General features: G+C 50.1%; 14 protein-coding genes and 1 pseudogene. 4 read left to right on the top strand and 11 right to left on the bottom strand.

Features of this window, described 5'->3' with window-relative positions; translation table 11 throughout:
- Positions 1 to 22: 22 nt before the first annotated feature.
- The 5 genes from treP to M3650_RS07495 form a co-directional block, all read right to left on the bottom strand.
- Positions 23 to 1,435, bottom strand: coding sequence for a PTS system trehalose-specific EIIBC component (gene treP / locus M3650_RS07515; protein WP_251573589.1), 1,413 nt, complete (start codon positions 1,433 to 1,435; stop codon positions 23 to 25).
- 215 nt (positions 1,436 to 1,650) lie between these two features.
- Positions 1,651 to 2,595: a helix-turn-helix domain-containing protein gene (locus M3650_RS07510; protein WP_251573588.1), complete on the bottom strand. Its 945-nt coding sequence runs from the start codon at positions 2,593 to 2,595 to the stop codon at positions 1,651 to 1,653.
- Positions 2,596 to 2,709: 114 nt separating this feature from the next.
- Positions 2,710 to 3,405: a trehalose operon repressor gene (treR, locus tag M3650_RS07505; RefSeq protein WP_251573587.1), complete on the bottom strand. Its 696-nt coding sequence runs from the start codon at positions 3,403 to 3,405 to the stop codon at positions 2,710 to 2,712.
- Between the two features lie 7 nt (positions 3,406 to 3,412).
- Entirely contained in the window at positions 3,413 to 3,586 is a 174-nt protein-coding gene (locus M3650_RS07500) for a hypothetical protein (RefSeq protein WP_251573586.1), read from the bottom strand.
- Positions 3,573 to 4,052: a hypothetical protein gene (locus tag M3650_RS07495; protein ID WP_251573585.1), complete on the bottom strand. Its 480-nt coding sequence runs from the start codon at positions 4,050 to 4,052 to the stop codon at positions 3,573 to 3,575. Before M3650_RS07495 ends, M3650_RS07500 begins: the two co-directional genes overlap by 14 nt.
- Before the next feature lie 204 nt (positions 4,053 to 4,256).
- Here M3650_RS07495 and M3650_RS07490 point away from each other — a divergent pair, with 204 nt between their 5' ends.
- From M3650_RS07490 to M3650_RS07480, 3 genes and pseudogenes are all read left to right on the top strand, one after another.
- Positions 4,257 to 4,667, top strand: coding sequence for a YjdF family protein (locus M3650_RS07490; protein WP_251573584.1), 411 nt, complete (start codon positions 4,257 to 4,259; stop codon positions 4,665 to 4,667).
- Positions 4,668 to 4,848: 181 nt separating this feature from the next.
- Positions 4,849 to 5,025: pseudogene (locus M3650_RS07485) on the top strand (YnfA family protein); the annotation flags it as partial.
- A gap of 411 nt (positions 5,026 to 5,436) precedes the next feature.
- Positions 5,437 to 6,309 (top strand): DMT family transporter, encoded by an 873-nt coding sequence (locus M3650_RS07480; protein WP_251573583.1) that lies wholly within the window; start codon positions 5,437 to 5,439, stop codon positions 6,307 to 6,309.
- 174 nt (positions 6,310 to 6,483) lie between these two features.
- Here the strand turns inward: M3650_RS07480 and M3650_RS07475 are convergent, their stop codons facing one another.
- Together M3650_RS07475 and M3650_RS07470 are read right to left on the bottom strand one after the other, a co-directional pair.
- Positions 6,484 to 6,720 (bottom strand): hypothetical protein, encoded by a 237-nt coding sequence (locus M3650_RS07475; protein WP_251573582.1) that lies wholly within the window; start codon positions 6,718 to 6,720, stop codon positions 6,484 to 6,486.
- 262 nt (positions 6,721 to 6,982) lie between these two features.
- Entirely contained in the window at positions 6,983 to 8,722 is a 1,740-nt protein-coding gene (locus M3650_RS07470) for a methyl-accepting chemotaxis protein (protein ID WP_251573581.1), read from the bottom strand.
- A 239-nt stretch (positions 8,723 to 8,961) separates the two neighbouring features.
- Here M3650_RS07470 and M3650_RS07465 point away from each other — a divergent pair, with 239 nt between their 5' ends.
- The gene (locus tag M3650_RS07465; RefSeq protein WP_251573580.1) at positions 8,962 to 10,548 is read left to right on the top strand and encodes a gluzincin family metallopeptidase; all 1,587 of its coding nucleotides are present in this window, start codon (positions 8,962 to 8,964) and stop codon (positions 10,546 to 10,548) included.
- Between the two features lie 23 nt (positions 10,549 to 10,571).
- Here the strand turns inward: M3650_RS07465 and M3650_RS07460 are convergent, their stop codons facing one another.
- The 4 genes from M3650_RS07460 to M3650_RS07445 form a co-directional block, all read right to left on the bottom strand.
- Positions 10,572 to 11,444, bottom strand: a complete 873-nt coding sequence (locus M3650_RS07460; RefSeq protein WP_251573579.1) for a sugar phosphate isomerase/epimerase family protein — start codon at positions 11,442 to 11,444, stop codon at positions 10,572 to 10,574.
- Between the two features lie 154 nt (positions 11,445 to 11,598).
- Positions 11,599 to 12,666, bottom strand: coding sequence for a Gfo/Idh/MocA family protein (locus M3650_RS07455; RefSeq protein WP_251573578.1), 1,068 nt, complete (start codon positions 12,664 to 12,666; stop codon positions 11,599 to 11,601).
- Positions 12,667 to 12,699: 33 nt separating this feature from the next.
- The gene (locus M3650_RS07450) at positions 12,700 to 13,566 is read right to left on the bottom strand and encodes a sugar phosphate isomerase/epimerase family protein (RefSeq protein ID WP_019423069.1); all 867 of its coding nucleotides are present in this window, start codon (positions 13,564 to 13,566) and stop codon (positions 12,700 to 12,702) included.
- 321 nt (positions 13,567 to 13,887) lie between these two features.
- The gene (locus M3650_RS07445) at positions 13,888 to 15,120 is read right to left on the bottom strand and encodes an amidohydrolase family protein (protein WP_251573577.1); all 1,233 of its coding nucleotides are present in this window, start codon (positions 15,118 to 15,120) and stop codon (positions 13,888 to 13,890) included.
- Positions 15,121 to 15,135 lie beyond the last annotated feature (15 nt).

Raw genomic sequence — 15,135 nt, 5'->3', positions numbered from 1 at the left:
TCTTTCTTTTTTGCATTCTCTACTACGATTGCCGCTTTGTCTTCCCGATAAAGAGCGTAATGACGAACGGAACTACCAACGCAACCGCCATGCCGATGAAGAATGGCACCCATTGCTGCGGGAAGATGGACAAGAATCCCGGCAGCCCGCCCACACCGATGGATACGGCCTTAACCTTGAACGCTGTAATAACGACAGCTCCGAGAGCCGAACCAATCATCGCTGCAATGAACGGGTACCGCAGGCGCAGGTTCACACCGAACATGGCTGGTTCCGTAATTCCCAGATAAGCCGAGATTGCGGAGGTAATCGACATCCCTTTCAACTTCTCGTCTTTGGATACGAACATCATGGCGAGCGCCGAAGAGCCTTGCGCAATGTTGGACAGGGCCAAAATTGGCCACAAGAACGTGCTGCCCGTGCTGGCAATCAGCTGCAAATCAACGGCCAGGAACGTATGGTGCATGCCCGTGACAACTAGAAGCGGATACAGACTGCCGTAGATGAGTCCGCCCAATATAGAAAAGTGTTCAAATATTCCGACGAATGCCGTCGTAATCGCATTGCCAATCGTAAATGTCAGCGGTCCGATAACGATGAAGGACAAAAATCCGGTCAGCAATAGCGTAATCGGTGCGACGAGCAGCAATTTGAAGCCGTCAGGCACCCGTTTGTTCAAAAATGACTCAATTTTGGCCAAACAGAAAGCGGAAACGAGCACCGGCAGCACCTGGCCTTGATACCCGATCTTTTCAAATTCGAAGCCAAATAAGTTCCAATGCGGTACGGTTCCGTTCGCAAGAGCATCTCCGTACGACCATGCGTTCATCAGATCAGGATGAATGAGCATCAGGCCGAGCACGATCCCGAGCAGCTCGCTGCCCCCGAACTTCTTCACGGCAGACCAGCCTATAAGTCCCGGCAGGAAGACGAAGGCCGTATTGGCGATCAGATTGATCATTTCAGCGAAGCCTTTCCATTGACCGTACACATCGATGAAGGCTTGCTCCGCGAAGAATATCCCTTTGCCCGTCAAGATGTTGTTGATCCCCATCAAGAGACCGGCCGTTACGATGGCAGGCAGAATCGGAATGAAAATATCGGCCAGCGTTTTGATTGCACGCTGCAGCGGGTTTAATTTTTTTGCCGCCGCATCCTTAATGTCTTGCTTGGAAGCGCGTTCGCCTCCGGTCAGAGCCAGCAGCTCCCCGTATACTTTCTCAACGAGCCCGGGCCCGATGATGACTTGAAACTGTCCATTCGTTGAAAATGATCCTTTGACCAATTCATTGTGCTCAAGCGACTGTTGATCCACAACGCCCTCATCCTTCAGCGCGAACCGCAGCCGGGTTACGCAGTGGGTTACGGCATCAATATTGTCTTTTCCCCCAATGGCATCCAAAATCTGCTCGACCGACTGTTGCTTGATAGCCATGTGTTAACCTCCCCAATGGAATCGCTTCCATGATTGTCGAATTTATTATAACTTGTATAGACAGGTTTGTAAACACTTGTATAGACAAGTTGTTAAGTACGGCTTCATGTAATATATACCAAGCGTTTTCTTACTTAGTACTACCCATTTCCAGTGGATGAATAACCTTCTGTACGCAAAAAATCCAGCCAAACAAATTCAGCTGGATTACACGATTATATAGATAAAGCATTCTTCTTGAAATGAGTAGGGGTGACGCCCGTCTGGCGCTTGAACACTCTTGAAAAGTATGGCACGTCGTTAAACCCGACCTGAAAGCAAATGTCCGTCACCGACATGTCCGTATCCAACAGCATCGCAGCCGCCCTGTGAACCCGCAGGTCGACAAGATAGTCATTATACGTCTTGCCGGTAAACCGCTTGAACAACACGCAAAAATACGATTTTGAAATATTAAACTTACGGCATAGCATCTCTAGACGCAGCTCTTCATTGTAGTGCTCGTGGATGTAATTGATTGCCCCGGTCATCAATTCCCTGAATTTCTCCAACCGTTCGTCTTCATCGTTCGATTGGCCGGATTGCCGGGCCATCTCCCGGACGAGGATCGACATGAGCTTAAGCAGATCCGCCTTCAGAACAAGCTCGTAGTATCGTTTGCCAAGCTGGAGCTCCTCCAGCATATCATGCAGGATGCGCGACACTTCGAGATCTGTCTCTCCAGACAGCGCGACTTTCGGCGTTACATGCTCCTCGTCGAGCATGAACTGCTCTAGGTAGGAATAATCGAACCCGCCCCTGCTGCCATTATGCGGATGGTACTGCTCGTCGATGAAGTGCGGCAGAAATTCACACCCGATAATATCGATTTCTTGTCCCGGCACCAGCGACACACGGTGAACGGCATAAGGGGGAATAACAAAAATGTTGCCCTTGACCATCCGGTACGTATGCTGGTTAATCGTATGCATAAATTCGCCTTTGACGACATACCAAATTTGAAAATAATCGTGCGTATGATCGCGGATGCTGCCGCCCGCCCGATTCCAACGATATACCTTGAAAGGCAGCGGCGTTCCGATCTCACTTTCCGCCCGGTAAAAAACGACATCTTCCGGCATCTCTTGATGCTGCTCTTGTCTTTGTTCCGGATTAGACAACGTTTATCCCCCTTACTGTCCTCATCATATTGCCGTAATCGGCTATCTTGCCTTGTATCGAGACGATCGCATGGAAATTGATCAACTGCAAAAGGACAGCTCGTCCCTTCTATATTAGCGGCGGCGTGCAAAATCAGTAAAGACGAAGCGCTCGGGATGGTGGCGCGATTCCGTATATTCGAACAAGGTGCCGTCATGCAAATGGACGAAGTTCTTCACGACGACGACGAAACTGTACGATTTCATATCCAGATGTTCGCGGTCCTTCGCCGTCGCCGGCTCGACTTGAATGATTCTTTGCGCAAAGCCTATCTTTAAGCCCAGCTCTTGTTCGATGAAATCGTAGATGGATCGTTCGGCTATCTCTTTCGTCAATCCTTCCAGCTTCTCTTTTAAAAAGTAGTTGATATCCAAAATGATGCGTTCCCCATCCAGCTTACGCACACGGTGCAGGCAGTACACCTGTTCACCTAGAGGCAGGCGTGTCCGTTGATGCAGCTTGTCGGTTATGTTCATTTCCGCAAAATACGGAACCGCCGTGTCGAAATGCTGTCCGCTGCTCTCGCTCGCTTCTTTGAAGCTGACCAGTCCGCCGAACGAGAACGAAATGGCATTGTTGTCGAGCACATACACGCCTTTGCCCGGATGACGGTTCACGAGCCCTTCCTCGACAAGCAAGTCGAGAGCGTTGCGAATCGTTCCTCTGCTCGTGTCATAGATGCCGCAAAATTCATGCTCCGACGGCAGTTTTGCCCCCGGACCGTATTGCCCGGATGCAATTTTCCCTTTGATATCATCATAAATGGTCATGTACCGCTTACTCGTGTTCATATTCATAGCAATCCCCCGATAATGCTTCCACATTCCGCTGCTTCAAGTATTCCTCTTTCATCATCATATCATGATCAGGGCGGCAGAGGAAAACGGGAGGCACATCGTCAGGCAGGCGCAATCTTGTCGGCCATTGTCCAAAGTCCCTACGCTCCCTCATCCAAATCGAGCGGCCATCCTTCTCTCTGCTTGGTGAACAGTTCATATGTTCCGGATTCTGGGTCAAAAAGATATACTTGCCCCGTTCCTCCTTCCCGCACATGAATCGCATACTTGCCAATGACAAGCTGCAGCCAGGGTTGCTCTCCCTGCGTTAATGCGCGGTCGGATCCCGTCTTCGGAACGATCACTTCCACACTCCGTCCAGCCGCCGCTGCCTCCCGCTCTACTAAACGCACAGCATCCTCGTAAGTATAGCCAGGCAGTTGCGCAATATAATAGCTGCCTATCATACCGAAGCTAAGAAACGCTATCGCAAGGAGAATAAGCCTGCGCTTCATGAAAGACATTCGGTTGCGCCATGCAAACAGAAGCAGCAAGGGAATTCCGATAAGAACAAGTGCAAGTATATAATAATGCTCCGCGTTCAACACGAATTCGTACTTTCGGTTTGGGAGGGAGAACATCAATTTTTCCTCCCCCTTTACTGTTCATCGATGCCGCTCCCATATATAATCTATAGAAATTATGCGATATACTGTTCATGAGTGTAAAAACACAGTTCGGTCGGTAGTCCGGACGCATCCGTCCATTCATAATGCCTCGGATGTCAGTAACCTTCCCCCCTCGGGATGTCCATCACTCGAAGTCTGATTGAGGGGGAACTGAATGTGAAACTGACCGTATTTTTTGATGCCCCGTTCTGGGTGGGCGTAGTGGAGAAAGCAGATGGAAATCAAGTGAAAGCGTGCCGGCATGTGTTCGGCTCCGAGCCGAAAGATACAGACGTGCTGGAATTCGTACAGACACTCATGATGCCGTTAATCGAGCTCGTCTCGCAGAGTGCCGAGGCGGCTTGCGCTCCTATCCGCCGCGTAAATCCGAAACGGCTGGCTAGACTCGTGGCAAGAGAGATGCAGCTGCAAGGCATATCCTCGCAGTCGCAAGAAGCGCTGCGGCTGGAGCTGGAGAGCCGGAAGAAGGAACGCACCCATCGTTCACGCGAGCAGCGCGAGGCATTGAAGGAGAAGAAGCGGAGCATTCGCATGCAGAAGAAGAAAGACAAGCATAAAGGCAGGTAGCATTTATGCTGCGGCCCCGGTAGCCTTGATTGCCGGGGCCTGTTTTCAGTTACATAACAGGTGTAATTCGATGTCGAATTCGCCTCTTGCCAGACTCATGAGCAGGTAACCACTTAGCGCTTATTCAAAATATCGCGACTCCTTGATGATATCGCTGGTCGGCGTCAAGGTCGCCTAGCTGCAATCCTTTCCTTCATTCGGTCGCGTCTATGCGGCTTATGGAGGAGTATTCGTCGTTCTTGCGGTTCTCTGGGGCTGGTGGGTGGATAAGATGACGCCGGACTTTTACGACTGGGTCGGTGCCGTCTTCTGTCTGGCGGGCGTAGCCATTATGCTGTGGGCGCCGCGATCGTCCTAAAGCTGGGAACACCAGAAATTAATGATGACGACGACGAAAGTAGCGGCTATATAAGTTGAACTATTGAATTTTTTGGCTTCCACTCACTCTCCCCTTTGATCAGTAACCACGACCCCCGCATATCTCAGACGCCAGACAGTTTAAAAAAGAAAAACCCTTGCGATCTGACTCCGCGCCAGAGGGCATCTGTACCGATACAGATGCCCTCTTTTTTTATTGCTTCATAAGACCGCTAGATTTAATATGATGGCAAGCGGCCTGACTGAAGCATTGCATGCATGCAAGCACGATAGAGAAATGATGAACCGGATGATAAACAGACAACATCGTTTATTTGCTGCTGTACTTTAAGGGGCGTACTGTCCGGACCGCATTATGACAAAATATATTTTTAAAAGTGAGGACATGTTCATGAACAGGATAAATTACTTGCTGTTGCTAGGTATCGGCTTGATCTGGGGTTCGCAATTTTTCTTTGTCGACTTGGTGATCAATTCCATAACGCCGATTACATTAGCCGCCTGCAAAGCATTGTTAGGTACCATCACACTTGCCACATTACATTTGTTTTCCGGTAAAAAGGAGAGAACACAAGGACAATCCGGAATATGGAAATCACTTATCTGGATTGGAGTGCTGGAGGCGGTTGTGCCTTTCATCTTGATCGGTTGGGGACAGCAGTACATTAACAGCAGCACTGCTTCTATTTTATTGGGCACCGTGCCGATTTTTACGATTATTTTTGTTAAAATTTTTGCGCCGAACGAAAAGCTGCCATTCAAGAAATGGATAAGCGTTATCATGGGATTTGGAGGCTTATGCCTGCTGTTTGCCCCTGATATTTCTTCAATCTCTTTTGCTGGGAATTTTATGGGTTATGTCGCTTTATTAGGGGCATCTCTCAGCTTTGCGGTATCGCTGCTTCTGATTAAGCGTCTCCCTCCTATGTCTTCGATTGTGGCTATGCGAAATGTGTTATTTGTTGCATCGGTCATTTTATTGCCGCTTGCTTTTATTTTTGAAGATCCATTACGTGTGCAATTGAGCTGGCAGCAAATCCTTGACGTTATTATACTGGGTGTGTTGCAAGCTGGAATCGTATACATGCTGTACAATATTTTGATTAGGCGAACAAGCGCCGCATTTGCATCGCTCACTAACTATTTGGTGCCTCTGTTCGGTATTTTATTAGGAACCGTAGTGTTGGGTGATCAGTTAACATGGAATGCTATCGCTGCGCTATTCGTTATTTTAGTTTCCTTAGCAGTCGGTGAAAAAAGCTAGACTGCCACCAGCCATCAACAACCTTGAGAATTTGATTTCCCATTCAATTCGCTTTAGAAATGGTCTCTCTGGATTTTGTCCGAAAAAGCCTCCACAGCCACTGTCAAAGTAGAGTTGGAGGCCCGCTCGATATGCCGCAGGGAGGCCATCCGTCTATTTCATATAACTGATTGTTCAGTACTTATGCGATTGCTCCAACTTGATTTCATGATCGATTTTCAGCTCAAAACGGTTTCTTAATTCATAGTATTTCTCCAAAAGACTGTTCTGCAACCCGAAATGATCGATAATCAATCCGATAATCGACTCATCTTTATGTGGAGTAGGCCAGCTGAATAAATCCTGATAGATCTCCCGGATGGATTCATTATTTTGACAGGCGAACCGGATGAAGCCACGTGTTCTCCCCAATCCGCCAATCGGGGGACGATTTCAGGAGCGGCGCATTAAAGCTCAGGACCGGCAAAAATTCGTGGAATAAACTTTGACCGACCCATTTTCTATTTTTATCCGATTCCGACAAAAACATTTGTGTGAAAGTCGCAATGACTGCATTTAAGTGTATAGGCTTCGCCCATAAAAAAGTCTCCTTTGACCGGCCTCTTTCGATCTTCCTGAACCATCCAAGGGAATAAACACCATGTAAATGTAAGTGGTTACATAAATATCCCCGCTATGATGATGCAGCCGATGGTTTGCTCTCCAGCCATACCTTCAGCTCATCCAGTTGCTGCAGTAATTGTTGCGAGCTGTCATCCAGCTGTTTGTAGCTCTGTATCGCTTCTTCCAGCTGTCCTTCATCAAATTGACGCGCTGCTTTGCCTGCCAATAGATGCATTTCCCGGTGCCGATCCACCAAGGCTTGAAATTTCGGGCTTTGCACAAGAGCAGACGACTTCTGCTCATGCTGCGCTTGAATCCATTTGCCCAAGCGGCATTGATTGTAGTTCTCCATTAATTCAGGGTCGCTATCATCGTAGCCCAACAATCGATTGTATGTCCACCATTTCCAGAGCAGATGATCCGTCTTCATGATGCGAATCCACTGTGCGTCGTTCATATGATTGAACCATTCCAACGAGCTTCGCCGCAAGCTTTCGACCGTTTTACTCGTCGTATATATATGTTCTCCTGTCCGCTTGGCCATCTCCATCACCACTTCGGTGTTCTTGACAATGCCTGCCATGCTATTCGTTATTTCTTGCGTTGCCGCCGCTTGCTGTTCGACGATAGACGCGATTGTGTCTTCGGTTAACCCGACCTCGCTCACCGATTGCATCATTTGTTCCAATTGGTCGAACGCGCTTCTATTTTTATCGTGCTGGACTTCCATCTGATCCGACATCTTATTCGTTCGTTCTTGAACAGATGTTGCCAGCGTTTGAATGTTGCCTATCACTTCGTAGACATTGTGAACCGAGCGCTTCGTCTGCTCCGATAGCTTGCGGACTTCTCCGGCCACAACGGCAAAGCCCCGCCCCTCTTCACCCGCCCGGGCCGCTTCAATGGAGGCATTCAGCGCCAGCAGATGCGTCTGATCCGCTACCGAATCAATCAGCTGCACGACGTCGGACAAGTCTTGTATGGACTGCTGCAAATTCTCAAACCGATCTCTCGTATCGCGGAACATCTCCGTCATTTCCTCAAAGCCTTGAATCGTCTGTTCGACAATCGCCTTGTTCTCTTGCAACGCGCTGACCATGCAATCCGTCGTTGTGGCTGCATCTGTCGTCTGGGACGATACTTCTTCAATCGAAGAAGTCAATTGTTCTGCGGCCGATTGAATACGCAACGCATCGTGTACCGAGTTATCTGCCGATTGAAGCAGCGAATGAATACCGTCCATCTGGATGAGCATCTCCATCGTCTTGCTGTTCGAATCCATAATCCGATATTCATATGCAGCTTGATACGCTTCCAATACGATCTGGGCATCCAGCATTAGAATTCGATGAAGCGCCAGCGTCATCTGTGCCGCTTCCCCTGCGCGAAAGTCTTTTACAATGAGCGGGACGAGAAATTCATACACACGAAGGAACGAAGCGAGGAACCATTCTGGCTCCAATTGAATCCGGCTGTGCACTTGTCCGATTCTCTCACGCGTACGCACATACTCGCCATCGAATGCAATATGCGGAATCGAACGTAAATAAATGATAAAAGTCTCCGTCAACCGTTTTCGTGTACTGTGTTGTTCAATGAGTGATTTCATTTCAGGAAGACGGAACAACAGCTCATAATGGCGCTCCGTGATAGCTTCGGCATACTTGTCAAAGTACGGGGCCAGGCGGCGCAAACATTCAACGTCTTGCGATGTAACTTGGAGAAACAGAAGCTTCGGCTTCAAAGAATCCAATGCGTCGACCGTAGTATCATGAATGGTTATGGGTAACGTTGGTTTGCGAAGAATCATGTTGTTCATCCCTTTCTAAACTCATAAATATATTAAGATATGATCATACTCACATATTAATTATAGTAACATATTCCTCCTTAGGACCATTAGACCTATTTTTTCGACTTATTTCGTGACAAAATTGTAAGCCTCGCGTAAGTCAAATCGATAGGCGCCTTGCCGCCCCCTCTTCTACAATAAAAGTAAACCTCTACAAGGTAACGTCACTTATCTCATCGGCGGAAGGGGGAGCAAACATGAGTAAAATACAAATAAATCCATCTCTCTCCGGCTGCAAAATGTGCAAGCACAGCATAACGGTCATCCTGCTGCTTCTTATAATCAGCTTGCTCAGCGGATGCGCGCTAGGGAACAAGAGTGAGGCCCAATCCTCACATCCTATGATTTCATCCTCCCCGATTCAATACGCTATCGAAGCAACTTGGAACGAACAGACGCATACGATACATGCGTCAGCCAACGTCACCTTCCGCAATGCGCATGATAGAAGCTTACAGGAATTGGTTTTTCATTGGTTTGCCGACAGCTATCGCAAGCCGGAGCTTCAGCCCATTCAATATCAACAACGCAACGAGCAGCTGCTGCTTGGGCGACAACATAACGCGATTGGCGACAACGATGTCTTCTTTGGCGGCGTAACGATGAAGAAAGTAACGACAGGAGAGGGAAAGAGGCTTGACTATACCCACGCCAATCAAGCGCTCACTGTGAAGCTTGGCAAAGCTTTAGCGCCTGGAGCAACGACCTCGATCCGAATCGAATATGAAGTACTAGTGCCTTACGGGGCACAGCGTTTATCATATACAGAACAGTATGCAGGCGGAACTTATTGGACGCCGCAGCTTGCCGTTTATGACCCGATACGTCAGGCTTGGAACAGGGTGCCCAATTATCCTGGCTACAAAAGCGACTTCTTCTATGCAGCCGATTATGATGTCCAACTGAATGTGCCGGCCGCTTGGACTTTGATTACGAACGGAACCCAAGTTGGGCGCACATTGGAGCAGAACAGGCAAATTGTGCACACTCAGGCCTACGGCATCCGCCAGTTCGTATTTTATGCCAGCCCGGACTATCAAGAAACGAAGCATGCGTTAACAGGCGGCGGAACATTGTCGCTCTACACGTTCAAGCAACGGCAGAGCTCCGCGGGGGAGCAAGAGAAATGGCTCTCGACCGTCGAAGACGCCATCTCATTCTACAATGTTAAATTGGGAAAGCTGCCGGTGAAGCATTGGAAAATGGTCGAAGCTCCGTATCCGGAAATGAATGAAGGCTTGGACGGTATCATCCTCTTTGGCAAGCTTGGAGACAGCCAGACAGATTCGGATGCCACTGATGCCCTCGTAACCGATGACACGCTCCGTTCCATTGCGAAGCAGTGGTTCTCGTCATCAATCGGGAATAATGCGGTTACCGATGCGTTTTTGGAAGAAGGATTATCTGAATTTGCCGTTCAATATTTTCGGCACGAAAGCCAGGGAGCGCCTTGGAAGCAAGTATCCCCGACTGATCTGCCCGCACAGCCTGTGACGACCTCCAGCATCTATCTGGATGAGGATGCGCTCGAACTGTACCGTGTTAAAGGCGCGGCAGTAATGACGGAATGGGTGCGGCAAACGGGAACGGAAGCGCTGGATACCGTATGGCAGCTATATTTCACACGCTACGAAGGGAAGATGGCTTCTGTCGGGGGATATGTTAATGTAATCGGCCATGCGTTGGGACAGAAGGAGAAGGCTGCCATGCAGCAGCTGTTGTCCGGCACAGCGAGCGATGACGATCCTGGCAGCTCTGCCATAGAAGAAGGACGGCAGTCTTAGAACCGCCGTCCTTTTATTCATGCTTATTTATAACGTTTAATAAATTCTACCGCTTTGCGAATATCCGCTTCTGGCGTGTCGCCGACCTCGCGCTCAATCGTCAGGTAGCCTTGGTAGCCAATATCTACGAGCGCTTGGAAGTAAGCATCGAAGTCAACCTTGCCTTCGCCGAGCGGCACTTCCTTGAATGGGCCTGATGTTGCCATTTCGGCAATCTTCTCATGCGACATCGGCTCATAACCGAGCATGCCGTATACATCGCGCGGATCGACCTCGCGCAGACGAACGCCGTCTTTGACATGAGTGTGAACGATATAATCCTTCAAGGTATACACGCCTTGAACCGGATCGTCGCCAGTTACCATGACCATGTTGGCCGGATCGAAGTTGACGGCTACCCCTGTGCCTGTCAACGTATCGAGGAACGACTTCAGATGCACAGAAGGCTCTGGCCCCGTCTCGATGGCGAAGTGCGCACCCAAGCTGTTGGCATATTGACTTAACTCTTCGCTAGCCTGCTGCATCGCGTAATAAATTTCATTTTCTTCATGCGGAACGATCCCGATATGAGTCGTTACCACATTGGTGCCCAGTTCGAGTGCGAGGTCGAGAATGCGCTTCGACTTCTCCACTTTTTCCGGGTTTGCATGTTTATCTTGGAAGCCGTGGCCGCCCAGATCACCGACAAGCGCGGAAATGTGCAATCCCAGAGAGTCGATATAGCTGCGCAATTCTTTACGTGCCTCTTGCGATAAGTTGGCCGGATCCATCTCTCCGCTGACAGCATAGATTTGCACGCCATCTGCACCGACTTCTTTCGCTTTCACTAGTGCTTCACGCACTGGGAGGCGGAAGCTGTCTGTAATGACACCGATTGGATTCGTAATTTTTGTCACGGTTACCACTCCTTAATGTAATGATGGCTTACTATGATCGTTGAGCAGAAGCAGGACCCGAGTGACGCTCCGGCCATTTATAGGCATGTTCACGGAGGAGTGCAGCCAACTCCTCGCGCAATCCCCCTGCCATCCTTTCCGCTCGCACCTGCTGCTAAGAGTATACGATTTCCGTTCCTTTGGCGCTGGATTCGTAAATACCGCACAGCATCTTCATCATTTCTACTCCGTCTTCAGCCGGACACAACGTCTCTGTACGGCCGAGGCAGCAATCGATAAAGTGATCGACTTCATTTTGGAAGCCGCGGTTGAAGTCGAAGCTCAGATGGTCGATTTGCGGACTCATGTTCAAAATCGTATTATGCTTCTCTCCGAGAATGAGAAGCTCTGGCTCCACTTCCGCTCCTCCTTTGTCGCCGAACAGCTTGACATTAAGTTCATCCTGCTTCAAATGCAAGGAGAAGCTGACATCCACGGCGAGAGAAGCGCCGTTCTCGAAGCGAATGAGCGCATTCGCCATATCTTCGACCGTATTAACGTTCGCGTCATAATCGGATGCTTTATAGAACGATAAATTCTCAATATGATTCCGGTTGCCGAGCAAGTTGTACGTATTGCCGCTGACCGACTTCACCTTCGGCTTGCCCATGAGGTACCAGCACAGGTCGATTACGTGTACGCCCAAGTCGATCAACGGCCCGCCGCCAGAGCGCTCTTTATCGCTGAACCATCCGCCCGGATTGCCAAGCCGGCGCAGGCAGGAAGCTTTCGCGTAATAAATTTGACCCAGATCGCCATCATCGATAAACTTCTTCAACACACGGGTATTCATGCCGTAACGGCGCACATATCCCACCTGCAGCGTCTTGCCGCTCTTCTTCTGCGCTTCCTGCACGGCCAGTGCCTCTTCCACGGTCATGCACAACGGCTTCTCCACCAGCACATGCTTGCCCGCTTCCAATGCAGCAATCGCAATCGGAGCATGGGAATTGTTCCATGTACAGATGCTGATTGCATCAACATTCGAATCGGCGACCAATTCCTTATAGTCCGTGTAGATAGTCGCTTCCGGCGCGCCGAATCTGACGGCCTTCTCTTTCGCGCGCTCTGCGTTCAGATCACAGACCGCTACGAGTTCTGCCTCGCTGTTTTTCTCATAACCGCCAAAATGCATTTCAGATATCGATCCGGCACCTACTACCGCTACTTTTACTTTGCTCATCACTTTCATCCTTTCTATATATAAGTAATGTAATTAAACTTCATTCCAAATGCGGCGGGCATTGTCCATCGCAATCTTCGTGCCTGTAAGGCAATCTTCCATGCCCTCGAATTCGATGCTGACGTAGCCGTCGAAGCCCGCAGCCTTCACCGCGCGCACAATATCGTACATCGGCAAATCCCCTTGACCGACAATCGCGCCGCGCAAGTAATTGCCATGCAGCGACTGGAACCAGCCTTGGCCCGGATTCCGGTCCGCAGGACGGATATAGAAATCTTTCAAGTGAACCATTGATGCCACTTCAATGTTGTTGCGCACGGCGATAAGCGGATTTTCATCCACACAGACGAAGTTGCCCACATCCATCGTCGTACGGAAATTGTCACGATTGACAGCAAGCACAAGGCGCTTCACGCGCTCGCTCGCTTGCGTGTAGAAGCCATGATTCTCTACGCTTGTAATGATGCCGTAGTTGGCGGCGTGGTCGGCGATTTGGCGGCACGCTTCCACAAGCTGAGGGAAGTCCTGTTCGAAGTAAGCCGTTCCCGTCTCGCCGTGGACACGCGATGCCACATCATGACGCATCCGTGCCACACCTAAGCGATTCGCGACATCCACGTGCGCCTTCACGCGATCGATCTCGCGCTGCAGCTCTTCACCATTCAGACCAGCGAAATTGGCGCCGATGCAGTAGTTGGACAATTCCAGACCAATTTGCTTCGCCTTCTCACGAAGCTGGTCAGCGAATTCTGGACGGTTCACCATATCAAAGTCCAAGTCCACGATTTCCGCATGGTCCGCACCTTGTTCTTTCAGCCATTCCAACGCTTCACACACGCTCATCTTTTTCTGATGCAAAGCGGCATGCAAGCTGTAAATACTGACTCCTAATTTCACCATGGCTCACTCCATTTCATTGTTGTTCGAACTTGCTGTTCTTCCGCCAAGTGCAAGCGGTTACATGTCAAATGTAATGTCTCCTCTTCATTATAGGTAAGTCCTCCCCGCGCACATTGCACTATTTTCCACAATTGTTGGACTTTCTTACACAAATGAAGCCAACCTGTGCGAAACAGCGCCAGGATTCCCCAAATCGCAGGAAAGATAAAGAGATTATAATCATCCGGAGAACATTTCCCCGAAGGACCATAACCTCTTTACGGTACGTAATTAACATATTATTTTGCCAAAAGCGCCACCGCGCCAATAACGCTTGAGCGATTAACCGCGCGGCAACTCCCCTGCCACGATCTGGCCCTGGAACAGGACGGCTGGACGCTTCGAGCAGCGGGCTACAGCCTCTGCCGAGCAGCTCGCTTCGACGAACACCGCATCGGCCGGAGCACCGACCAGAGGCCACACCTGTTTGCCTGTCTGATCGAGCGGCATAGCGCCACCCGTAATGAAGCCGAGGACGCGGGACAGCGCATATTCATCAGTGTAATGATACAGCTCCGCTACGAGCTTCGCCTTCTGCAGCATATCCCCCGTACCGAACGGAGACCAGTGGTCGGTGATGCTGTCGTTGCCCAACTCGACGCGAACCCCCTTATCACGGAGCATCGGTATCGGCATGTGAACTGCGCCGATTGGCACGGTTGAGGCAACAGAAATACCAAGCTTAGCGAATCGCTCCGCCAATTCCGTCCCTTGCGCATGGGCCATGCCCGCGAAGCCGAACGCATGACTGACGGTTACCCGCCCCTGCCAACCGGCCTGCTCCGTAATATCGGCCAGCTTGTTCATCGTATATAGGCCCAGTTGGTTGCGCTCATGGAGGTGAAGGTCAATGCCCGCGTCGAATTCCACCGCGATGTCCATCAGCGTCGCAAGCGACTTCTCGATGTTGTCATCGACGACCGCAGGATCGACCGCTCCAACATGAGTCGCGCCCAGACGCATCGCTTCCTTCACTCGATTGACGGAAGCGGACTTAAGAAGCCCATGCTGCGGGAAGGCAACAGTCTCTGCCGTCAGCTTGCCCTTATATTCCTCCAGCACTTCCAGCGTAAGCTCCATATTCTTTATCTCGATGACCGGATCCACATTCGTGTGGGTGCGAACATGAGTCGCGCCATGACCGATAATCAGATCCAGCATCGCGGCCGCACGATCCTTGAGGGTAGCCAACTGCTTCGGCAGCAGTTCCTGCTCCTCTGCCAGACGGTCGAAGATGCTTGCTGCCGGCTGCACAGCCTTCCAAGGGCCTCCGTAATAGGTCTTGTCGATATGGATGTGCATCTCCCGGAAAGCCGGCAGCATAAGCAGCCCATTCGCATCGATCTGCGGCAGGCCATCCTGGGGCAATCGGTCTGCAGGCTCCATGGCAGCGATAATGCCCTCCTCGACGCGCAAGTGATGGAGAGCAGTCTCTGTTCCTAAAATCCGTCCTTGTTCCGTATGGAAGCCTGTTTCCAATCTGACATTGGTCAACCAATATGTCGCAGCATTCATGATGAATTCCTCCTT

The sequence above is a fragment of the Paenibacillus sp. MER TA 81-3 genome (assembly GCF_023713585.1).
In the GTDB taxonomy this organism is placed as follows: domain Bacteria; phylum Bacillota; class Bacilli; order Paenibacillales; family Paenibacillaceae; genus Paenibacillus_B; species Paenibacillus_B profundus.
The sequence above is the reverse complement of the archived record's forward strand: the minus strand, read 5'-3'. Positions and strand labels throughout refer to the sequence as shown.

Bases quoted from the DNA above. Each gene is read 5' to 3' on its own strand.
- treP (WP_251573589.1), bottom strand. From the start codon at position 1,435: ATGGCTATCAAGCAACAGTCGGTCGAGCAGATTTTGGATGCCATTGGG.
- M3650_RS07445 (WP_251573577.1), bottom strand. From the start codon at position 15,120: ATGAATGCTGCGACATATTGGTTGACCAATGTCAGATTGGAAACAGGC.
- M3650_RS07480 (WP_251573583.1), top strand. From the start codon at position 5,437: ATGAACAGGATAAATTACTTGCTGTTGCTAGGTATCGGCTTGATCTGG.
- M3650_RS07495 (WP_251573585.1), bottom strand. From the start codon at position 4,052: ATGTTCTCCCTCCCAAACCGAAAGTACGAATTCGTGTTGAACGCGGAG.
- M3650_RS07500 (WP_251573586.1), bottom strand. From the start codon at position 3,586: ATGAGGGAGCGTAGGGACTTTGGACAATGGCCGACAAGATTGCGCCTG.
- treR (WP_251573587.1), bottom strand. From the start codon at position 3,405: ATGACCATTTATGATGATATCAAAGGGAAAATTGCATCCGGGCAATAC.
- M3650_RS07465 (WP_251573580.1), top strand. From the start codon at position 8,962: ATGAGTAAAATACAAATAAATCCATCTCTCTCCGGCTGCAAAATGTGC.
- M3650_RS07450 (WP_019423069.1), bottom strand. From the start codon at position 13,566: ATGGTGAAATTAGGAGTCAGTATTTACAGCTTGCATGCCGCTTTGCAT.
- M3650_RS07470 (WP_251573581.1), bottom strand. From the start codon at position 8,722: ATGATTCTTCGCAAACCAACGTTACCCATAACCATTCATGATACTACG.
- M3650_RS07455 (WP_251573578.1), bottom strand. From the start codon at position 12,666: ATGAGCAAAGTAAAAGTAGCGGTAGTAGGTGCCGGATCGATATCTGAA.